Genomic DNA, 19692 nt, shown 5'->3' with positions numbered 1-19692 from the left:
CATGGCGACCTCGTACGAGCGTGAGCGGCAGGAGAGCCGGCACGCGGACCCGCTCACGGGCCTGCTGCCGGTGCTCCGCTCGTGCGTGCGCTGGGCCCGGCGGCCGCTCCAGCCCGCCACCCGGCTGTGGCGGCGCAACATCCAGCTGCGCGTCGTCGCCACCACCCTCCTGATGTCGCTGGGCGTCGTGCTGCTCCTCGGCGTGGTCGTGATCGGCCAGGTCAAGAACGGGCTGCTCGACGCCAAGCGGCAGACCGCGCAGAGCCAGGCCGTCGGCGGCTTCGCCGTGGCCAAGGAGAAGGCCCGCAACGTCACCGACAGCGGTGACACCGGCTCCGACGGGCGCAGTCAGACCGACACCGCGACGTGGCTCAACAACCTCGTCGAGCAGCTCGCCAGCGGCGGCCAGGGCGTCTACTCCGTCGTCGCCCTCAGCTCCAACGCCGAGCAGCAGACCTACAGCGCCCAGGCCGACAGCCCCGGCACCCACGGTCCCCGCGGCTCCGGCGGGGTGTGGCCCGAGGAGAGCGTGCCCGCCGATCTGCGGCAGTCCCTCGACCGCACGCTGGAGGTCTACGAGCGCTACACCTCGATGAAGAGCGACAGCGTCCCCCGGGGGGAGCCCGCCCTCATCGTCGGACAGCGCCTCAACGACCCCAACGGCAAGCCCTACCAGCTGTACTACCTCTTCCCCTTCGACCAGGAGGAGAAGACCCTCGGCCTGGTCAAGGGCACCCTCGCCACCGCCGGCATCTTCGTCGTCGTGCTGCTCGGCGCCATCGCCTGGCTCGTCGTCCGCCAGGTCGTCACCCCCGTGCGCATGGCCGCCCAGATCTCCGAACGGCTGGCCGCAGGCCACCTGCAGGAACGCATGAAGGTCACCGGCGAGGACGACATCGCCCGCCTCGGCGAGTCGTTCAACAAGATGGCCCAGACCCTCCAGGTCAAGATCCAGCAGCTGGAGGACCTGTCGCGGATGCAGCGCCGCTTCGTCTCGGACGTCTCCCACGAACTGCGCACCCCGCTGACCACGGTCCGCATGGCCGCCGACGTCATCCACGAGGCCCGCGAGGACTTCGACCCGGCGACGTCCCGCTCCGCCGAACTGCTGCAGAACCAGCTGGACCGGTTCGAGTCGATGCTCTCCGACCTGCTGGAGATCAGCCGTTTCGACGCCGGTGCCGCGGCCCTGGAGGCCGAGCCGATAGACCTGCGCGACGTCGTGCGCCGGGTCGTCGACGGCGCGGAGCCGCTCGCGGAGCGCAAGGGCAGCCGCATCGTCGTCCACGGCGACGAGCAGCCCGTGACCGTCGAGGCCGACGCCCGGCGCGTCGAGCGCGTCCTGCGCAACCTCGTCGTCAACGCCGTCGAGCACGGTGAGGGCCGCGACGTCCACGTCCGCATGGCGTCCGCCGGCGGCGCCGTCGCCGTGGCCGTCCGCGACTACGGCGTCGGCCTCAAGCCCGGCGAGGCCACCCGCGTCTTCAACCGCTTCTGGCGCGCCGACCCCGCGCGCGCCCGCACCACCGGCGGCACCGGCCTCGGCCTGTCCATCGCGCTCGAGGACGCCCGGCTGCACGGCGGCTGGCTGCAGGCCTGGGGAGAACCGGGCGGCGGCTCGCAGTTCCGGCTGACCCTGCCCCGTACCGGCGCCGACAGCCTGCGCGGTTCCCCGATCGCCCTGGAACCCGAGGACTCCCGCCGCAACCGCGAGCTGAACGCCGGCGCGGCCCACCGCTCGATGCCCGCCGGGGCCACCGCGCTCGGCGCGGCCCTCGAAGGCGCCGCGGTCCAGCCGCACACCCCGGCCCTGCACGGCGTGCCGGTGTCGCGGTTCGCCGCGCCCGCCATCCCCAACATGCCGCTGAGTCCTCCCCGGCCACCCGCCGCCGACCCCGCCGCGCTGCCCGGCAACGGCGCCCGCGTCGTCGGCCACCGCGCCGGCAGCGGTACGGCCACCCACACCACCACGGACCAGGCGCGGGAGGACGAGAGCTGATGCGCGCGAAGGGGGGCGGCCGACCGCGGCCGGTCAAGGCGGGCATGCTCCTGTGCTGCCTCCTCGTCCTGCTCACGGGCTGTGCCTCGATGCCCAGCAGCGGCGAGGTGCACCGGGTCGGCGGCGAACAGCACGCCGACAGCGACCCCCAGGTGCGCGTCTACGGGGTGAAACCGCAGAAGGGCGAGACGCCCCGGGAGATCGTCAGCGGATTCCTGGAGGCGACCACCAGCGACGAGGCGAAGTACGACACCGCCAAGCTCTACATGACCAAGGAGCAGGCCCAGCGGTGGAAGCCGGACTCCGGCATCACCATCCTCGGCGACGGCCCCACCCAGGTGCAGGAGCCGGGATCCACGGGCGACGGCAAGGGCGACGACGGTACCCAGATCAGCCTCACCGGTGAGAAGGTCGCCGCCGTCGACGCCCGGCACGCGTACCGCGCGGACGAGGGCACCTTCAGCACCGGCATACGGCTGACCAAGGAGAACGGCGAATGGCGCATCGCCGGCGTGGCCGACGGGCTCGTACTGAGTGAAGCCGACTTCACCCGCTTCTACCGCTCGGTGGACACCTACTACTTCGCCTCCCTGGGACCCGACGCCCTCGCCGAGGGCAAGCGCCGCGAGGCGCTGGTCGCCGACCCGCTGTACCTGCGCAAGCGCATCAACCCGCTGGGCGCCACCGTCGACGCGCTGCTGGCCGGGCCGACCGAATGGCTCGAACCCGTCGTCGAATCGGCCTTCGCCAGCGGCATCCGCGCCACCAAGGTCACCCTGGACGACACCCAGCGCCTCACCGTCCGGCTCAACCGCGCGCCCGGCGACAGCCTCCGCTGCCGGCGGATGGCCGCCCAGCTCATCCAGACCGTGCAGGGCATGTCCTCCAGCCCGCTGCCGTCCGTGGACGTGCAGAGCCCGGGCAACCGCACCGCCTGCTCCCTGCAGCGCGAGCAGGCCGCCCGCGACTACGCACCGGAGGGGCTGGCCGGGCAGGGCAACGAGCAGTACTTCGTCGACGCCGACCACCACCTCGTCAGCCTCAGCGGCGACGGCACCCAGCCCATGACCGTGCCCGGCCCCTTCGGGTCGGGGCCGCTCAAGCTGGGCACCGTCGCGGTGCGCCGCGACGAGCAGTCCGCGGCCGCGGTCACCGAGGACGGCGCCAGCCTCTACGTGGCCCCGCTGGACGCCGGCGGCGAACTCGGGCCGGTCGTGGCCCGCAGCCAGGCCGTCGACAAGAAGAACCGGCTCAGCGCCCCCAGCTGGGACGGCTACGGCGGCCTGTGGGTCGCCGACCGGGACCCGAACCGGCCCCGGCTGCTCATGTTCCGCGACGGCGCCGGCACGCCGGTCGACGTCACGGTGCCGGAGCTCGGCAACGGGCGCATCGAGTCGCTGCGCGTCGCCGCCGACGGCGTCCGCATCGCTCTGCTGGTGAGCGAGGACAAGCACACCACGCTGCGGCTCGGCCGCATCGAACGCACCGGGCCGTCCGACGACCCGCAGATCGCCGTCGCCGACCTGCGCCGGGTGACCCCGCAGCTGGAGGACGTCATAGCGGCCTCCTGGGCCGGGGTGAGCCGCCTCGTGGTCGTGGGCCGGGAGACCGGGGGCGTGCCGCAGATCCAGTACGTCGACGCGGACGGCTCGGCCTCCTTCACCCCGAGCCTGCCGGGCATCAGCGGCGTGAAGTCGGTGGCCGCGTCCGAGAACCAGGACAAGCCGCTGCTCGCGGAACTGGACGGCGGCATCTTCCGGCTGCCCCCGGACGCGAACTGGAAGGAAGTCACCCCCAAGGGCACCGCGCCGGTCTATCCGGGCTGAGCCGGCGGGCGCCCGGCGCCGGGCACCGGGTCGTCGGGCGCCCCTGGTAGGAGGCTTCTCCCGGGGGTGTCCCGGCCTCCCGCGAAGCTTTACCCACAGGAGTTGTCCACAGCCCTGTGGACAACCCTGGCGGATGTCGCCCCCACCCGGCATCGTTGAGTCATGCGAGGCCTGCGGGGATGGTGGCGCGAGATCGCCGGGCTGGTGCTGCCGGGGGAGTGCGCGGGGTGCGGTGCGCCGCGTACCGGACTGTGCGAGGAGTGCGGGGCGACGCTGCACGAGCCGGGGGCGCGGCGCGTGTGGCCGGACCCGCCGCCCGCCGGGCTGCCGGAGGTGTGGGCCGCGGCCGTCTACGCCGACCAGCCGCGCGCCGTGCTGCTCGCGCACAAGGAGCGCGGCGCCCTCGGGCTGGCGCGCCCGCTGGGCGCGGCGCTGGCGGGCGCCGTCTACGCGGCGGCGAGGGGAGGGGGTGGGGGTGGGTCCCCCCGGACCGGACCGCTGCTCCTCGTCCCCGTCCCCTCCTCCCGCCGCGCCGTCGCCGCCCGCGGCCATGACGCCACCCGCCGCATGGCCCGCGCCGCCGCCGCGGAACTGCGCCGGGACGGGCTCCCGGTGCGGGTCGCCGCGGTCCTGCGGCAGCGCCGCTCCGTCGCCGACCAGGCCGGCCTCGCCGCGCCCGACCGCCTCGCCAACCTCTCCGGGGCACTGGAGGCCGTACCGGGCGCGGCCGGACTGCTCTCATGCACGGCCGCCGTTCTCGTGGACGACCTGATGACCACCGGCGCCTCCCTGGTGGCCTCCGCGCGGGCCGTCGAGTCGGCCGGCGGCCACGTCATGGGTGCCGCCGTGATCGGCGGCCCGGCCCCGCTGCGCCGCCGAACGGAGTAGCGGGCCGCATCGCGCGCGGGTGCCGTGCCGTCGGCCGCGGCACCGCCCGGACAGGCGCCGCGGACAGCGCGCTCCGGTGCCCGGGAGAGGGCCCGCGCACCCTCGTGCGCGGGTGGTCACGTCCGCGCGCCGGTAAGCGGAACCCCCCGGGCACCGGCGATGTTGCAGGTCGTGCAACCGCCGTTTCACCCGAACGGAGGTATAGCGCCGCTGGGGGTGCCGACCGTGGTGCTCCGGGTCTATGTTCGGTTGTGAGGGACGGGGCCGCCTGCGGTGGCCCGCCGTTCCGCGGACCGCGGGTTGTGGTTCACCCACCGTTCAGTGGATGTTGATCTTTCTCCCGGGGGAGGAGGAGGTGAGAGTCGCGGCTTCGCCGCCCCGGAAGGCCTCCGGAGGTGCGCGGAGCGGCAACGAACGTCGACGCCGGGCGGGACCTGGTGCCCGCCGGCCTCAGCGCAAGGGATCCGTCCTGTGCGAACGGGGCGATCCGGGAACGGAGTTCTGCGTGGACATCGTCGTCAAGGGCCGCAAGACCGAGGTGCCCGAGCGGTTCCGGAAGCACGTGAGCGAGAAACTGGACAAGATCCAGAAGCTCGACGGCAAAGTGATCAGCCTCGAAGTCGAGGTGTCCAAGGAACCGAACCCCCGGCAGTCGGACCGCTCCGACCGGGTGGAGATCACTTTGCTCTCGCGTGGACCGGTGATCCGGGCCGAGGCCGCCGCTACGGATCCGTATGCGGCGCTCGACCTCGCGGTGAGCAAGCTCGAGGCGCGACTGCGCAAGGCCGCCGACAAACGCAGGGTGCACCACCGCGGCGGCAGCCGCGCGACCCTGAGCGTCGCGGAGGCGACGGCCGTCCTGGCCGCCGAGGAGTCCAACGGCACCCGGCCCGCGGACGAGTCCGCCGCCGGTGTGCCCACCACCAAGATGGGATCCCTGGAGGTCCAGGGCGAAGGCCCGCTGGTGGTGCGCGAGAAGACGCACGCGGCAGCACCGATGACGCTCGACCAGGCGCTCTACGAGATGGAACTGATCGGGCACGACTTCTATCTGTTCATCGACTCCGACACGGAACAACCGAGTGTCGTCTACCGGCGGCACGGCTACGACTACGGCGTCATCCACCTCAAGGCGGACCCGTCCGTGATGGTGGCGCCGTCCGGCGCGGGAGGAGCGCTGCGCCGGTGATGTGACGGTCTCGGGTGACGCCCCCGGGCGGGAAACGACCTCCGCCCGGGGGCGTTGCCGTGCCGCGGCATGGAATCATGGCCGGGCAGCCGACTTCCGGGCCGCATCGCCCGGTTGGCCCGGCACGAACGTGCACAAAAGAGTGCAACGACCACGGGCTGCCGGCCCGAGGGGGAGGAACCGATGGCCGACAGCTTCGAGCCCGCGCCGTCCGGTGCGACGGAACCCGGTGGCGGGGCCGCGCAGGACGTGGGCGCGAACGGCGCCCACGGCACGGGTGGTGCGCCGCGCAAGGAGCCCATCAGGGTCCTCGTGGTGGACGACCACGCGCTCTTCCGGCGGGGCCTGGAGATCGTGCTCGCGCAGGAGGAGGACATCCAGGTCATCGGCGAGGCCGGGGACGGCGCGGAGGCGACGGAGAAGGCCGCCGACCTGCTCCCGGACATCGTGCTGATGGATGTGCGGATGCCGAAGCGGGGCGGGATCGAGGCCTGTACCTCCATCAAGGAGGTGGCGCCCAGCGCGAAGATCATCATGCTGACGATGAGCGACGAGGAGGCCGACCTCTACGAGGCGATCAAGGCCGGCGCCACCGGCTACCTCCTCAAGGAGATCTCCACGGACGAGGTCGCCACCGCGATCCGCGCGGTCGCCGACGGGCAGTCGCAGATCAGCCCGTCGATGGCGTCCAAGCTGCTCACCGAGTTCAAGTCGATGATCCAGCGCACCGACGAGCGCCGGCTCGTCCCGGCACCCCGGCTGACCGACCGTGAGCTGGAGGTGCTGAAGCTCGTCGCGACGGGGATGAACAACCGGGACATCGCGAAGGAACTCTTCATCAGCGAGAACACGGTGAAGAACCACGTGCGCAACATCCTGGAGAAGCTCCAACTGCACTCGCGGATGGAGGCCGTGGTGTACGCGATGCGGGAGAAGATCCTGGAGATCCGCTAGCCGCGGACCGACGTACCTGCGGGCGGACCGACGCTCCGGCGCACCTGCGCACACGGACAGGCCGACGGGCGCGGCCGCCCTTCGGGGTCACGCCACCGCGGCCCGCAGCGCCGCCGCCAGAGCGGGGTCGTCCAGCCGCTCGACGCGGACGCTGTCGCAGCCGACCCATTGCGCCGCTTCGCGCAGTGCCTGGGCCATGGGTTCCACGGCGCGGGCGGAGTCCAGGGTGACCTGACGGGCGATCAGGGTGCTGCCCTCGCGGGCCGGGTCGGCGCGTCCGACGAGCCGGCCGCCGGCCAGCAGCGGCATCGCGAAGTAGCCGTGGATGCGCTGGGGTTTGGGGACGTACGCCTCCAGGCGGTGCGTGAAGCCGAAGATGCGCTCGGTGCGCGGCCGGTCCCAGATCAGCGAGTCGAAGGGCGACAGCAGGGTGGTCCGGTGCCGGCCGCCACGCGCGAGCTCGGCCAGGGCGGCGGGGTCGGCCCACGCGGGCTTTCCCCAGCCCTCGACCTCGACCGGGACCAGACCGGTGTCGGCGACGACGGCGTCCACCTGCTCGCCCTTGACGCGGTGGTAGTCGGCGAGGTCGGCGCGGGTGGCTACGCCCATGGCCGCGCCGGCCTGGGCGACCAGCCGGCGCAGGCACTCGGCGTCGTCGATGTCGTCGTGGAACAGGGCGTCTGGGACGGCGCGTTCGGCGAGGTCGTAGACCCGCTTCCAGCCGCGCCGTTGGGCGCAGACCACGTCACCGGTGTCGAGCAGCCACTCCACGGCGATCTTCGTTTCGGACCAGTCCCACCAGGGGCCGCCGTTCTTGGCGCCGCCGAGTTCGGTCGAGGTGAGCGGCCCGTCGGCCTTGAGCCGGTCCAGCACGGCGGCGATGGAGCGTTCGGCGTCCTGCAGCACGTGCCAGCGGTGGCCGCGGGCGCGGCGGGCCCGGCGGCGGAAGGCGAAGTGCGGCCATTCCTCGACGGGCAGGATGCACGCGGCGTGCGACCAGTACTCGAACGCGTGGTTCTCGGTCCAGTACGCCGTCTCGACGGCGGTCCTGCCGACCGCGCCCAGCCGTGCGTACGGAATGAGTTCGTGGGAGCGCGCGAGGACGGAGATCGTGTCGAGCTGCACCGCGCCGAGCCGCCGCAATATGCCGCGCACGCCGCCGCGGCGCTCGGGGGCGCCGAGGAATCCCTGGGCGCGCAGTGCCATGCGGCGGGCCTCGCCGGCGGAGAGGGACGCGGGCTTGTTCATGCGCCCCAGCGTAGAAGCAGGGTCCGACAGTCCTCCCGGTCGGCCCCGGCCCGACTCGTCCCGCCCCGGCTCAGCGCCGGACCGTGGGACGCGGGGTCACTCGCCCGGGTACGGCAGGTACGCCGTCGCGCCGTCCGTCCCGAGGTCGGAGGGCAGCAGCGAACCGCTCCAGGCGTCCCGCCGGGTTCCTTGGTGGACGATCCGGGCGCGCAGGGTGCCCTCCATGCGGAAGCCCACCTTGAGGGCGACCGCGCGGGAGCCGTGGTTGCCGGCCTCGGCGTACCACTCCAGTCGCTCGACGCCCAGGTCGGACAGGGCCCAGCGGACCACGGCGGCGGCGGCCTCGGCGGTCAGGCCGCGGCCGCGGTGCTCCTTGGCGGTCCAGTAACCGAGCTCGGCCTGGCGTTCCACGGTGTGCAGCTGCTGCAGTCGCACCAGCCCCATGGCTCCCACGAGGTGTCCCTCGTCCCGGGTGACCACGGCGAAGTTGTAGACCAGGTCGTCGCGCCAGCCCTCGGTGCAGATGCGGCCGACGAAGTCCTCCGCGTGCTCCCGGGTGTAGGGGGAGGGCACCGAGGTCCAGCGCGGGATCTCGGGGTCCTGGCAGGCGGCGAGGACGGCGTCCGCGTCGGCCGGCCCGAAGGGGCGCAGCAGCAGGTGCTCGGTGGTGAGGGTCAGCGGTTCCATGCGGCCTCCATGTGCGGGAGTATCCAGGAACGGGCGGTCGCGCACGACCGGATATCGCCTCTCGGGCGTGGTGGTTCGCGGGTGAGAACCGCCCGGCTTGATGACGGACCTCCCGGCCTGCTGGGGTCCTCGCTTACGATGGCCGTTGCAGCGGGGTGTGACCTGCTGTGCCCAGCGCGAGAACCCGTGCCAGGCCCGACCGGCAAGGAGCCAGCCTACGTGTCCGTCCTCAACAAGATCCTGCGTGCAGGCGAAGGCAAGATCCTGCGCAAGCTGCACCGCATCGCGGACCAGGTCAATTCCATTGAAGAGGACTTCGTCAATCTGACGGACGCCGAGCTGCGGGCCCTCACGGACGAGTACAAGCAGCGTTACGCCGACGGCGAGAGCCTGGACGACCTGCTCCCCGAGGCGTTCGCCACCGTCCGCGAGGCCGCCAAGCGCGTCCTGGGGCAGCGCCACTACGACGTCCAGCTGATGGGCGGTGCCGCCCTGCACCTCGGCTACGTCGCCGAGATGCGCACCGGCGAAGGAAAGACCCTGGTCGGCACGCTGCCGACGTATCTGAACGCGCTGTCCGGCAAGGGCGTGCACCTGATCACCACCAACGACTACCTCGCCGAGCGCGACTCGGAGTGGATGGGCCGGGTGCACCGCTTCCTGGGCCTGCAGGTCGGCTGCATCCTGGCGAACATGAACCCGGGGCAGCGCCGGGAGCAGTACGCCTGCGACATCACGTACGGCACCAACAACGAGTTCGGTTTCGACTACCTGCGCGACAACATGGCGTGGTCGAAGGACGAACTGGTGCAGCGCGGTCACTACTTCGCGGTGGTCGACGAGGTGGACTCGATCCTCATCGACGAGGCCCGTACCCCGCTGATCATCTCGGGCCCGGCGGACCAGGCCACCAAGTGGTACTCCGACTTCGCGCGCCTGGTGACCCGCCTGAAGCCGGGCGAGGCCGGCGGCATGGGCAAGGCGGAGACCGGCGACTACGACTTCGACGAGAAGAAGCGCACCGTCGCCATCCACGAGACCGGTGTCTCGAAGGTCGAGGACTGGCTGGGCATCGACAACCTCTACGAGTCGGTGAACACCCCGCTGGTGGGCTACCTGAACAACGCCATCAAGGCCAAGGAGCTCTACAAGAAGGACAAGGACTACGTCGTCATGGACGGCGAAGTCATGATCGTCGACGAGCACACCGGCCGTATCCTCGCCGGTCGCCGCTACAACGAGGGCATGCACCAGGCGATCGAGGCGAAGGAGGGGGTGGACATCAAGGACGAGAACCAGACGCTCGCCACGATCACCCTCCAGAACTTCTTCCGCCTCTACGACAAGCTCTCCGGCATGACCGGTACCGCGATGACCGAGGCCGCCGAGTTCCACCAGATCTACAAGCTCGGTGTGGTCCCGATCCCGACGAACCGCCCCGTGAGCCGCCAGGACCGCGCGGACCTGATCTACCGCACGGAGGAGGCGAAGTTCGCGGCCGTCGTCGAGGACATCGTCGAGAAGCACGAGAAGGGCCAGCCGGTCCTGGTCGGCACGACCTCGGTGGAGAAGTCCGAGTACCTGTCGCAGCAGCTGAACAAGCGCGGCGTCCCGCACGAGGTGCTCAACGCCAAGCAGCACGAGCGTGAGGCGTCGATCGTCGCGCAGGCGGGCCGCAAGGGCGCCGTCACGGTGGCCACCAACATGGCCGGCCGCGGTACCGACATCAAGCTCGGCGGCAACCCGGACGACCTCGCCGAGGCGGAGCTGCGCCAGCGCGGCCTGGACCCGGTGGAGCACGTCGAGGAGTGGGCGCAGGCCCTGCCGGAGGCGCTGGAGCGCGCCGAGGCGGCGGTCAAGGCCGAGTTCGAGGAGGTCAAGGAGCTGGGCGGCCTCTACGTGCTGGGCACCGAGCGCCACGAGTCGCGGCGCATCGACAACCAGCTGCGCGGCCGTTCCGGCCGTCAGGGCGACCCGGGCGAGTCCCGCTTCTACCTCTCGCTCGGTGACGACCTGATGCGTCTGTTCAAGGCGCAGATGGTGGAGCGCGTCATGGCGATGGCGAACGTGCCGGACGACGTGCCGATCGAGAACAAGATGGTCACCCGTGCCATCGCCTCCGCCCAGTCGCAGGTGGAGCAGCAGAACTTCGAGATCCGCAAGAACGTCCTGAAGTACGACGAGGTGCTCAACCGGCAGCGCGAGGTCATCTACGGCGAGCGCCGCCGCGTCCTGGAGGGCGAGGACCTGCACGAGCAGGTGCGTCACTTCATGGACGACACGATCGACGACTACATCGCGATCGAGACCGCCGAGGGCTTCGCCGAGGACTGGGACCTGGACCGGCTGTGGGGCGCCTTCAAGCAGCTCTACCCGATCACGGTGACCGTCGAGGACCTCGAGGACGCCGCCGGGGACCGGGCGGGCATCACCGCGGACTTCATCGCGGAGATGGCCAAGGACGACATCCACGAGCAGTACGACGCCCGGGAGAAGCAGCTCGGCTCGGAGATCATGCGCGAGCTGGAGCGGCGCGTGGTGCTGTCGGTGCTGGACCGCAAGTGGCGTGAGCACCTGTACGAGATGGACTACCTGCAGGAGGGCATCGGCCTGCGGGCGATGGCGCAGCGCGACCCGCTGGTGGAGTACCAGCGCGAGGGCTACGACATGTTCAAGGCCATGATGGACGGCATCAAGGAGGAGTCCGTCGGCTACCTGTTCAACCTGGAGGTCCAGGTCGAGCAGCAGGTCGAGGAGGTGCCGGTGGACGCCGGTGCCGAGGACGCGGTGCCGACGCTGATCAAGCAGGACGCCCGTCCGGAGATCCGCGCCAAGGGCCTGGAGGCCCCGAAGCGGGCGGACCGGCTGCACTTCTCCGCCCCGACCGTGGACGGCGAGGGCGGCGTCGTGCAGGGCGAGTTCGACAACGGTGACGGTGACGGTGACGTCGCCGAGTCGGACGGCCTGACCCGGGCGGAGCGCCGCCGGGCGGCCAAGGGCGGCCGGCGCCGCAAGAAGTAGCCGGCGGCCGCGGAGGGCACCTCCGCGGCGTCGCGCGCGGCCGGGGCCGGTCTCCTTCGGGAGGCCGGCCCCGGCGGCGTTCAGCGGGCCTCCACGGCGGTGCAGCGCCAGCAGGCGGGGCCGCCGCCCGGCCGGGTGCCGTCGCGCTCCAGGCGGAAGGCGAGCGCCCGCACGATGCCCGGGGCGAGGACGACGGTGGCGGCGACCTCGATGGCCGTGCCGTCGGGGCAGGGGGACACGTGCGGCCTCCTGAGCAGCCGGGGCGTGTGCCCGCGGGCGACGTAGGCCCAGTCGGTGCGGGCGTTCACCAGGTTCCACAGGTGGTCGTACGCCTCCGGGCGCACGCGTCCCGCGAGGCCGGCCACGGGCCGCCGTCCGGTGAGGACGTCCAGCAGCCGTCCGGCGAACCAGATGTGGGGCGGCAGGGCGGTGACGTTCTGTGTGCGTGTGGTCGCGGTGCGTGATGGTGCGCTGGCAGGCATGTGCGGACCCCCGTGGTCTACCGATTGGTAACCGGGTTGTACGGGGCGGGCCGCCAGGTGGGGAAGCCGGGTGGGGGCGGCGCGGGAGGCGGGCCGGGATTCACCTATCCGGGGTGCCGCGCACGTATGCTGACGCCATGCGCGTCTACATCCCCACGACCCTTCCCGGCCTGGCCGAGGCGCACAAGGCCGGCGAGCTGGGCCCCGCCCCGCTGGACGCCTTCGCGGTCACCCCGAGCCTGCGCGAGTGGTACGTCTCCGACGACATCGAGGAGCTGGAGTACGCCGCCCTGACCCGAGCCGCCCAGAGCTCGCTGCGGCAGCTGGCGCTCGCCCCGGACGCGCCGCGCCGCCGTGTCGTGCTCGCCGTGGACGTCGCCGACGCCGCGGTCTCCTTCGACCCCGACCGCGCCCTGGACCCCTCCGCCCTGGGCTCGGTCCGCCTGGCCGCACCCGTGCCGATGGCGCGGGCCGCCGCCGTGCACGCGGACGCCGACGACGCCGGGCCGGACATCTCCGCGGCCGCGGACGCCCTGGGCGCGGCCGACGCCGGCGACGACGACGCGCGCTTCACGGTCGACGGCGCCGAGGACCACGAGCTGCTCTGGTACGCCACCCAGGAGATCCCCACGCTGATCGCGTGACCCGTGACCCGTGACCCGTGACCCGTGACCCGTGACCCGTGACCCGTGACCCGTGACCCGTGACCCGTGACCCGTGACCCGTGACCCGTGACACCCGTGCCGCGGACCGCGCGGAGGCGTTCCCCGGGCCCCGATGTCTACGATGCGGCTTCGTATGTGACCTCGGCACTTGCCTTGGGCCGGGAGGGTCTGGGTACGGTTTCGGATGTGAACGCGCATCTGGTGTGGGACTGGAACGGCACGCTGCTCCACGACATCGACGCGGTGATCGAGGCGACGAATGCCTCCTTCGCCGAGATCGGCCTTCCGCGGATCACGCTGGAGCGCTACCGCGAGCTGTACTGCGTGCCCGTGCCGAGGTTCTACGAGCGGCTGATGGGGCGCCTGCCCACCGAGGACGAGTGGGAGGTGATGGACGAGATCTTCCATCGCCACTACTGGGCCCTGGCCGGCACCTGCTGCCTCGCGGAGGGCGCCGCGGAGATCCTGGCCCGCCGGCGGTACGAGGGGCTGACCCAGTCCCTGTGCTCGCTGGCCCCGCACGAGCAGCTGATACCGATCCTGCGCACGCACGGCATCGAGAACCACTTCGTGCGCGTGGACGGCCGCACCGAGGGCAGCCACACCGGCAAGTCCGAGCAGATGGCCCGGCACCTGGCGGCGATGGACGGCATAGTGGCGGGCCGGGTCGTGGTCATCGGCGACGCGGTCGACGACGCGGTGGCGGCCCAGCACGTGGGCGCCCTGGCGGTGCTGTACACGGGCGGCTCGCACAGCCGGGCCAGCCTGGAGAAGGCCGGCGTCCCGGTCGTGGACACCCTGGTCGAGGCCGTGGAGACGGCCGAGGCCCTGGTCGCCTGAGGGCCCCGGCCTCCCCGGTCGCGGACGGGCGGTGCGGCGCCCTGCCTCAGGTCACCCGCCTCAGGTGACCGGCGCCTTGGACCGCAGCACGGTCAGGAACTCCCGCATCCACGAGGGATGGTCCGGCCAGGCCCGCGAGGAGACCACCATGCCGTCCACGACGACGGCGGTGTCCTGGAAGCCGGCGCCCGCCGCCTCCATGTCCATCTCCAGCGCCGGGTAGGCGGTGACCCGGCGGCCGCTGAGGGCGCCCACGGCGGCCGTCAGCAGCGGTCCGTGGCAGATCTGGGCGACCGGCTTGTCGGCGTCGAAGAAGGCCTTGAGCACCTTGCGGAGCTCGGGGTCGTTGCGCAGGTACTCCGGGGCGCGCCCGCCGGGGACGACGACGGCCGCGTACGCGCCGGGGTCGACATCGGCGAAGGACAGGTCCGCCTGCCAGGTGTAGCCCGGCTTCTCGGTGTAGGTGTCGAAGCCCTCCTCGAAGTCGTGCACGACGAACCGCAGCTTCTTGCGGGTGGGTGCCGCGATGTGCACCTCGTAACCCTCTTCGAGGAGTCGCTGGTACGGGTACATGACTTCGAGCGATTCGGCGGCGTCGCCGGTGACGATCAGGATCTTGGTGGCCATGACCGGGTTTCCCGTCCCTTCCCGTCGTGTGTGTGAACGTCTCGCTACGACCTCCGTACGGTCACCTCCTCAACCTGCACCCCTGCGGCCGGACTGTCCAGTTCGTCAAAGATTGGTTCGTGCTTTTGTACACAAAGAGCCCCTGACAGCCCCCCCGGCCGTAGCGATAGCCTTACAGCGTGATCAGCGCTGATCCATCGATCACCCACACCTACGTCACGCAACGGCGCGCGACAGGGAGCATGAGGACATGCAGACCAAGCTGGACGAAGCCAAGGCCGAGCTGCTGGAACGGGCGGCCCGCGTGGGCCCCGGACCTTCGGCGGGGGGAACGCCGGCTCCCGGCACGGCAGCGGCGAACGACGGCCAGGGCCCGGTGAAGGAGGCGCTGGACTCCTTCCTGCAGCGCTACTACCTGCACAGCGCCCCCGAGGACCTGCTCCACCGCGACCCGGTGGACGTCTACGGCGCCGCGCTGTCCCACTACCGCCTCGCCGAGGTCCGCCCGCAGGGCACCGCGAACGTCCGCGTGCACACGCCCTCGGTCGAGGAGAACGGGTGGACGTGCAGCCACACCGTCGTCGAGGTGGTCACCGACGACATGCCCTTCCTCGTCGACTCCGTCACCAATGAGCTGTCCCGGCAGGACCGCGCGATCCACGTGGTCGTCCACCCGCAGATGCTGGTGCGCCGCGACCTGACCGGCAACCTGCTGGAGGTGCTGGAGGCCGTCCCCGGCGACGGCGCCCAACTGCCGCACGACGTGCTGACCGAGTCCTGGATCCACGTCGAGATCGACCGCGAGACCGACCGCGAGGACCTCAAGCAGATCGGCGCCGACCTGCGCCGTGTGCTGTCCGACGTCCGTGAGGCCGTCGAGGACTGGCAGAAGATGCGCGACGGCGCGCTGCGCATCGCCGACGAGCTGGCCGCGACCCCGCCGCCGCTGCCCGAGCAGGAGGTCGGCGAGGCCTGGGAGCTGCTGCGCTGGCTGTCGGACGACCACTTCACGTTCATCGGCTACCGGGAGTACGCGCTCACCACGGAGAGCACCCCCGAGGGCCAGGAGGACGTGCTCACCGCGGTGCCCGGCACCGGGCTCGGCATCCTGCGCTCGGACCCGCACCACCACGACGCCGAAGGCCGCCACAACGCCCACCCGGTGTCGCCGTCGTTCAACCGGCTGCCCGTCGACGCCCGCAAGAAGGCCCGTGAGCAGCGGCTGCTGATCATCACCAAGGCGAACAGCCGGGCCACCGTGCACCGGCCGTCGTACCTGGACTACATCGGGGTGAAGAAGTTCGACGCCGACGGCAACGTCATCGGCGAGCGACGCTTCCTCGGCCTGTTCTCCTCGGCCGCGTACACCGAGTCGGTGCGCCGCGTCCCGGTGATCCGCCGCAAGGTCGCCGAGGTGCTGGAGGGCGCCGGTGTCTCGCCGGACAGCCACGACGGCCGCGACCTGCTGCAGATCCTGGAGACCTACCCGCGCGACGAGCTGTTCCAGACCTCGCCGGACGAGCTGCGCGAGACCGTCACCAGCGTGCTGTACCTGCAGGAGCGCCGCCGGCTGCGGCTGTTCCTGCGGCAGGACGAGTACGGGCGCTACCTGTCCGCGCTGGTCTACATGCCCCGCGACCGCTTCACCACGGCGTCCCGGTTGCGGCTGACGGACATCCTCAAGGAGGAGCTCAACGGCGTCACGGTCGACTTCACCGCCTGGAGCACCGAATCGGTGCTCTCCCGGCTGCACTTCGTGGTGCGGGTCGCCCCCGGCACGCGGCTGCCGCAGCTGAGCGAGGGCGATGTCGACCGGATCGAGGGCCGGCTGGCCGAGGCCGTTCGCTCCTGGTCCGACGGCTTCGCCGAGGCGCTGAACGCCGAGTGCGGCGAGGAGCGCGCCGCCGAGATGAACCGCCGCTACGCGCAGGCCTTTCCCGACGGCTACCGCGCGGACTTCAGCCCGCGCGCCGCCGTCGCCGACCTGCAGCACCTGGAGCGGCTCAACGGCGAGGACTTCTGCCTCAGCCTGTACGAGCCGGTCGGCGCCGCCCCCGGCGAGCGCCGCTTCAAGATCTACCGCACGGGTGCGCCGGTCTCGCTGTCCGCGGTGCTGCCGGCGCTGCAGCGCCTGGGCGTCGAGGTCACCGACGAGCGCCCCTACGAGCTGCGCCGCGCGCCGACCTCGTCGCAGGCCGGCGAGGAGGGCGCGGGACGCGCCTGGATCTACGACTTCGGGCTGCGCATCGACCCCGCGCTCGGCGACCTCGGGGACGACGCCCGCGAGCGCTTCCAGGACGCCTTCACCGCGACCTGGACCGGTCAGGCCGAGAACGACGGCTTCAACTCGCTGGTGCTGAGCGCCGGTCTGACCTGGCGGCAGGCGATGGTGCTGCGCGCCTACGCCAAGTACCTGCGGCAGGCCGGTACGGCCTTCTCGCAGGACTACATGGAGGACACCCTCCGCAACAACGTCCACACCACCCGGCTGCTGGTCAACCTCTTCCAGGCGCGGCTCTCCCCGGACCACCAGCGGGCCGGCAGCGAGCTGACCGACGCCCTGCTGGAGGAGGTGGACGCCGCCCTGGAGCAGGTCGCGAGCCTGGACGAGGACCGCATCCTGCGCTCCTTCCTCACCCTGATCAAGGCGACGCTGCGCACCAACTACTTCCAGCGCGCCGAGGGCGGCAAGCCGCACGCCTACCTGTCGATGAAGTTCGACCCGCAGGCGATCCCGGACCTGCCCGCGCCGCGCCCGGCGTACGAGATCTGGGTCTACTCCCCGCGGGTGGAGGGCGTGCACCTGCGCTTCGGCAAGGTCGCCCGCGGTGGTCTGCGCTGGTCCGACCGGCGCGAGGACTTCCGCACCGAGGTGCTCGGCCTGGTCAAGGCGCAGATGGTGAAGAACACCGTCATCGTGCCGGTCGGCGCCAAGGGCGGCTTCGTCGGCAAGCGGCTGCCCGACCCGGCGGCCGACCGCGACGCGTGGCTGGCCGAGGGCATCGCCTCGTACAAGACCTTCATCTCCGGCCTCCTCGACATCACCGACAACCTGGTGGGCGGGCAGGTCGTGCCGCCCGCCGACGTGGTGCGCCACGACGGCGACGACACCTACCTGGTGGTCGCGGCCGACAAGGGCACCGCGTCGTTCTCCGACATCGCCAACGAGGTCGCCGACTCCTACGGCTTCTGGCTCGGCGACGCGTTCGCCTCCGGCGGCTCGGTCGGGTACGACCACAAGAAGATGGGCATCACCGCCCGCGGCGCGTGGGAGTCCGTCGAGCGGCACTTCCGCGAGATGGGCCACGACACCCAGAACGAGGACTTCACCGTCGTCGGCGTCGGCGACATGTCCGGTGACGTCTTCGGCAACGGCATGCTGCTCAGCGAGCACATCCGGCTGGTCGCCGCCTTCGACCACCGGCACATCTTCATCGACCCCACGCCGGACGCGGCGACCTCCTACGCCGAGCGGCGCCGGATGTTCGAGCTGCCGCGCTCCTCGTGGGCCGACTACGAGGCCAAGCTGATCTCGGCCGGCGGCGGGATCTTCCCGCGCAGCGCGAAGGCGATCACGCTCACCCCGCAGATCCGCAAGGCGCTCGGCATCGAGCAGCCGGCGGCGAAGATGACCCCGGCCGAGCTGATGAAGTCGATCCTCAAGGCCCCGGTCGACCTGCTGTGGAACGGCGGTATCGGCACCTACGTCAAGTCGTCCACCGAGTCGCACCTGGACGTCGGTGACAAGGCCAACGACGCCATCCGCGTGGACGGCGCCGAGGTGCGCGCCAAGGTCATCGGCGAGGGCGGCAACCTGGGCCTGACCCAGCTCGGCCGTATCGAGTTCGCCCTGGCCGGGGGCCGGGTCAACTCCGACGCCATCGACAACAGCGCCGGCGTGGACGCCTCCGACCACGAGGTCAACATCAAGATCCTGCTCAACGCGGTCGTCGACGAGGGCGACATGACGGTCAAGCAGCGCAACACCCTGCTGGCGGAGATGACCGACGAGGTCGGCTCCCTGGTGCTGCGCAACAACTACGCGCAGAACGTGGCGCTGGCCAACAGCATGGCCCAGTCCGCCAGCCTGCTCCACGCCCACCAGCGCTTCATCCGCCGCCTGGTGCGCGACGGCAAGCTGGACCGGGCGCTGGAGTTCCTGCCGACCGACCGGCAGATCCGCGAGCGGCTGGCCGCCGGCCAGGGGCTGACCCAGCCGGAGGTCGCCGTCCTGCTGGCGTACACCAAGATCACCGCCGCCGAGGAACTGCTCGCCACCGACCTGCCGGACGACCCGTACCTGCGGCGGCTGCTGGACGCGTACTTCCCCAACGCGCTGGGCGAGCGCTTCTCCGCGCAGATCGACGCCCACGCGCTGCGCCGCGAGATCATCACGACGGTGCTGGTCAACGACACCGTCAACACCGGTGGCAGCACGTTCCTCCACCGTTTCAGGGAGGAGACCGGCGCCACCAGCGAGGAGATCGTCCGGGCGCACACCGCGGCACGCGCGATCTTCGGGCTGAGCCGGATCTGGGACGACGTCGAGGCGCTCGACAACGTCGTGCCGGCCGACGTCCAGACCCGGGTGCGGCTGCACTCGCGGCGGCTGGTGGAGCGGGCCTCGCGCTGGCTGCTCAACAACCGGCCGCAGCCGCTGCGGATCGCCGAGACCATCGAGTTCTTCCACGACGGGGTCACCCGGGTCTGGGCCGAGCTGCCCAAGCTGCTGCGCGGCGCGGACCTGGAGTGGTACCAGTCGATCCACGACGAGCTGACCGGCGCGGGCGTGCCGGAGGAACTGGCCACCAAGGTGGCCGGGTTCTCCTCCGCCTTCCCGGCGCTGGACATCGTGGACGTCGCCGACCGCAGCGGCAAGGACCCGCTGGCGGTGGCCGAGGTCTACTACGACCTGGCCGACCGCCTGCAGATCACCCAGCTGCTGGACCGCATCATCGAGCTGCCGCGCGCCGACCGGTGGCAGTCGATGGCCCGCGCCTCCATCCGTGAGGACCTGTTCGCCGCGCACGCCGCGCTGACGGCGGACGTGCTCTCGGTGGGCAACGGCTCCTCCACCCCGGAGCAGCGGTTCAAGAAGTGGGAGGAGGCCAGGGGCGCCCTGGTCGCCCGGGCCCGCACCACCCTGGACGAGATCCAGGGGTCGGAGGCGTTCGACCTGGCGAACCTGTCGGTGGCGATGCGGACCTTCCGCACGCTGCTGCGCACGCACCACTGACGGTCCCCGCGAGGGCCGCGGCACAACAGG

Annotated in this window: 13 protein-coding genes; 9 read left to right on the top strand and 4 right to left on the bottom strand. The window is 71.7% G+C overall.

The window, feature by feature from the left end; all coding sequences use genetic code 11:
• Position 1 precedes the first annotated feature (1 nt).
• The 5 genes from mtrB (at position 2) to ACFYXS_RS03825 (ending at position 6856) form a co-directional block, all read left to right on the top strand.
• On the top strand, positions 2-1999 hold the full coding sequence (gene mtrB, locus ACFYXS_RS03845) for an MtrAB system histidine kinase MtrB (RefSeq protein ID WP_389243426.1): 1998 nt from the start codon (positions 2-4) through the stop codon (positions 1997-1999).
• Positions 1999-3825, top strand: a complete 1827-nt coding sequence (locus tag ACFYXS_RS03840; protein ID WP_389243424.1) for an LpqB family beta-propeller domain-containing protein — start codon at positions 1999-2001, stop codon at positions 3823-3825. Before mtrB ends, ACFYXS_RS03840 begins: the two co-directional genes overlap by 1 nt.
• A 171-nt stretch (positions 3826-3996) precedes the next feature.
• Positions 3997-4713, top strand: coding sequence for a ComF family protein (locus tag ACFYXS_RS03835; protein WP_389243524.1), 717 nt, complete (start codon positions 3997-3999; stop codon positions 4711-4713).
• A gap of 505 nt (positions 4714-5218) precedes the next feature.
• Positions 5219-5902, top strand: coding sequence for a ribosome hibernation-promoting factor, HPF/YfiA family (hpf, locus tag ACFYXS_RS03830; protein ID WP_389243422.1), 684 nt, complete (start codon positions 5219-5221; stop codon positions 5900-5902).
• Positions 5903-6085: 183 nt separating this feature from the next.
• Positions 6086-6856 carry a response regulator gene (locus ACFYXS_RS03825; RefSeq protein WP_389243419.1) on the top strand — a complete coding sequence of 257 codons (771 nt, stop codon included), beginning with the start codon at positions 6086-6088 and terminating at the stop codon, positions 6854-6856.
• An 87-nt stretch (positions 6857-6943) separates the two neighbouring features.
• Here ACFYXS_RS03825 and ACFYXS_RS03820 read toward each other — a convergent pair whose 3' ends face one another.
• The gene (locus ACFYXS_RS03820; protein WP_389243417.1) at positions 6944-8104 is read right to left on the bottom strand and encodes a winged helix-turn-helix domain-containing protein; all 1161 of its coding nucleotides are present in this window, start codon (positions 8102-8104) and stop codon (positions 6944-6946) included.
• Positions 8105-8200: 96 nt separating this feature from the next.
• Entirely contained in the window at positions 8201-8791 is a 591-nt protein-coding gene (locus tag ACFYXS_RS03815; RefSeq protein WP_389243415.1) for a GNAT family N-acetyltransferase, read from the bottom strand.
• Between the two features lie 219 nt (positions 8792-9010).
• On the opposite strand from ACFYXS_RS03815, the gene secA reads away from it, so the two are divergent.
• The gene (secA, locus tag ACFYXS_RS03810; RefSeq protein WP_389243413.1) at positions 9011-11812 is read left to right on the top strand and encodes a preprotein translocase subunit SecA; all 2802 of its coding nucleotides are present in this window, start codon (positions 9011-9013) and stop codon (positions 11810-11812) included.
• An 80-nt stretch (positions 11813-11892) separates the two neighbouring features.
• On the opposite strand, the gene ACFYXS_RS03805 is transcribed toward secA, so the two are convergent.
• A complete protein-coding gene (locus ACFYXS_RS03805) occupies positions 11893-12294 on the bottom strand; it encodes an Rv3235 family protein (protein WP_389243410.1) in 402 nt (133 codons plus the stop codon).
• A gap of 137 nt (positions 12295-12431) precedes the next feature.
• On the opposite strand from ACFYXS_RS03805, the gene ACFYXS_RS03800 reads away from it, so the two are divergent.
• Together ACFYXS_RS03800 and ACFYXS_RS03795 are read left to right on the top strand one after the other, a co-directional pair.
• Positions 12432-12938, top strand: coding sequence for a DUF6912 family protein (locus tag ACFYXS_RS03800; protein WP_389243408.1), 507 nt, complete (start codon positions 12432-12434; stop codon positions 12936-12938).
• Positions 12939-13145: 207 nt separating this feature from the next.
• Positions 13146-13799 (top strand): HAD family hydrolase, encoded by a 654-nt coding sequence (locus tag ACFYXS_RS03795; protein WP_389243406.1) that lies wholly within the window; start codon positions 13146-13148, stop codon positions 13797-13799.
• A 60-nt stretch (positions 13800-13859) separates the two neighbouring features.
• On the opposite strand, the gene ACFYXS_RS03790 is transcribed toward ACFYXS_RS03795, so the two are convergent.
• Positions 13860-14426: a DJ-1/PfpI family protein gene (locus tag ACFYXS_RS03790; protein WP_319665684.1), complete on the bottom strand. Its 567-nt coding sequence runs from the start codon at positions 14424-14426 to the stop codon at positions 13860-13862.
• Between the two features lie 250 nt (positions 14427-14676).
• On the opposite strand from ACFYXS_RS03790, the gene ACFYXS_RS03785 reads away from it, so the two are divergent.
• On the top strand, positions 14677-19662 hold the full coding sequence (locus ACFYXS_RS03785) for an NAD-glutamate dehydrogenase (protein WP_389243403.1): 4986 nt from the start codon (positions 14677-14679) through the stop codon (positions 19660-19662).
• Positions 19663-19692 lie beyond the last annotated feature (30 nt).

This window comes from Streptomyces sp. NPDC002574, from assembly GCF_042889545.1.
Lineage (GTDB): Bacteria > Actinomycetota > Actinomycetes > Streptomycetales > Streptomycetaceae > Actinacidiphila.
This window is presented reverse-complemented; position numbering and strand designations above follow the sequence as displayed.

What these genes read in the sequence shown, in the direction of transcription:
- ACFYXS_RS03825 (WP_389243419.1), top strand. Translation starts at nt 6,086, where the DNA reads ATGGCCGACAGCTTCGAGCCCGCGCCGTCCGGTGCGACGGAACCCGGT.
- ACFYXS_RS03790 (WP_319665684.1), bottom strand. Translation starts at nt 14,426, where the DNA reads ATGGCCACCAAGATCCTGATCGTCACCGGCGACGCCGCCGAATCGCTC.
- ACFYXS_RS03815 (WP_389243415.1), bottom strand. Translation starts at nt 8,791, where the DNA reads ATGGAACCGCTGACCCTCACCACCGAGCACCTGCTGCTGCGCCCCTTC.
- ACFYXS_RS03800 (WP_389243408.1), top strand. Translation starts at nt 12,432, where the DNA reads ATGCGCGTCTACATCCCCACGACCCTTCCCGGCCTGGCCGAGGCGCAC.
- ACFYXS_RS03785 (WP_389243403.1), top strand. Translation starts at nt 14,677, where the DNA reads ATGCAGACCAAGCTGGACGAAGCCAAGGCCGAGCTGCTGGAACGGGCG.
- ACFYXS_RS03840 (WP_389243424.1), top strand. Translation starts at nt 1,999, where the DNA reads ATGCGCGCGAAGGGGGGCGGCCGACCGCGGCCGGTCAAGGCGGGCATG.
- ACFYXS_RS03820 (WP_389243417.1), bottom strand. Translation starts at nt 8,104, where the DNA reads ATGAACAAGCCCGCGTCCCTCTCCGCCGGCGAGGCCCGCCGCATGGCA.
- mtrB (WP_389243426.1), top strand. Translation starts at nt 2, where the DNA reads ATGGCGACCTCGTACGAGCGTGAGCGGCAGGAGAGCCGGCACGCGGAC.
- ACFYXS_RS03805 (WP_389243410.1), bottom strand. Translation starts at nt 12,294, where the DNA reads ATGCCTGCCAGCGCACCATCACGCACCGCGACCACACGCACACAGAAC.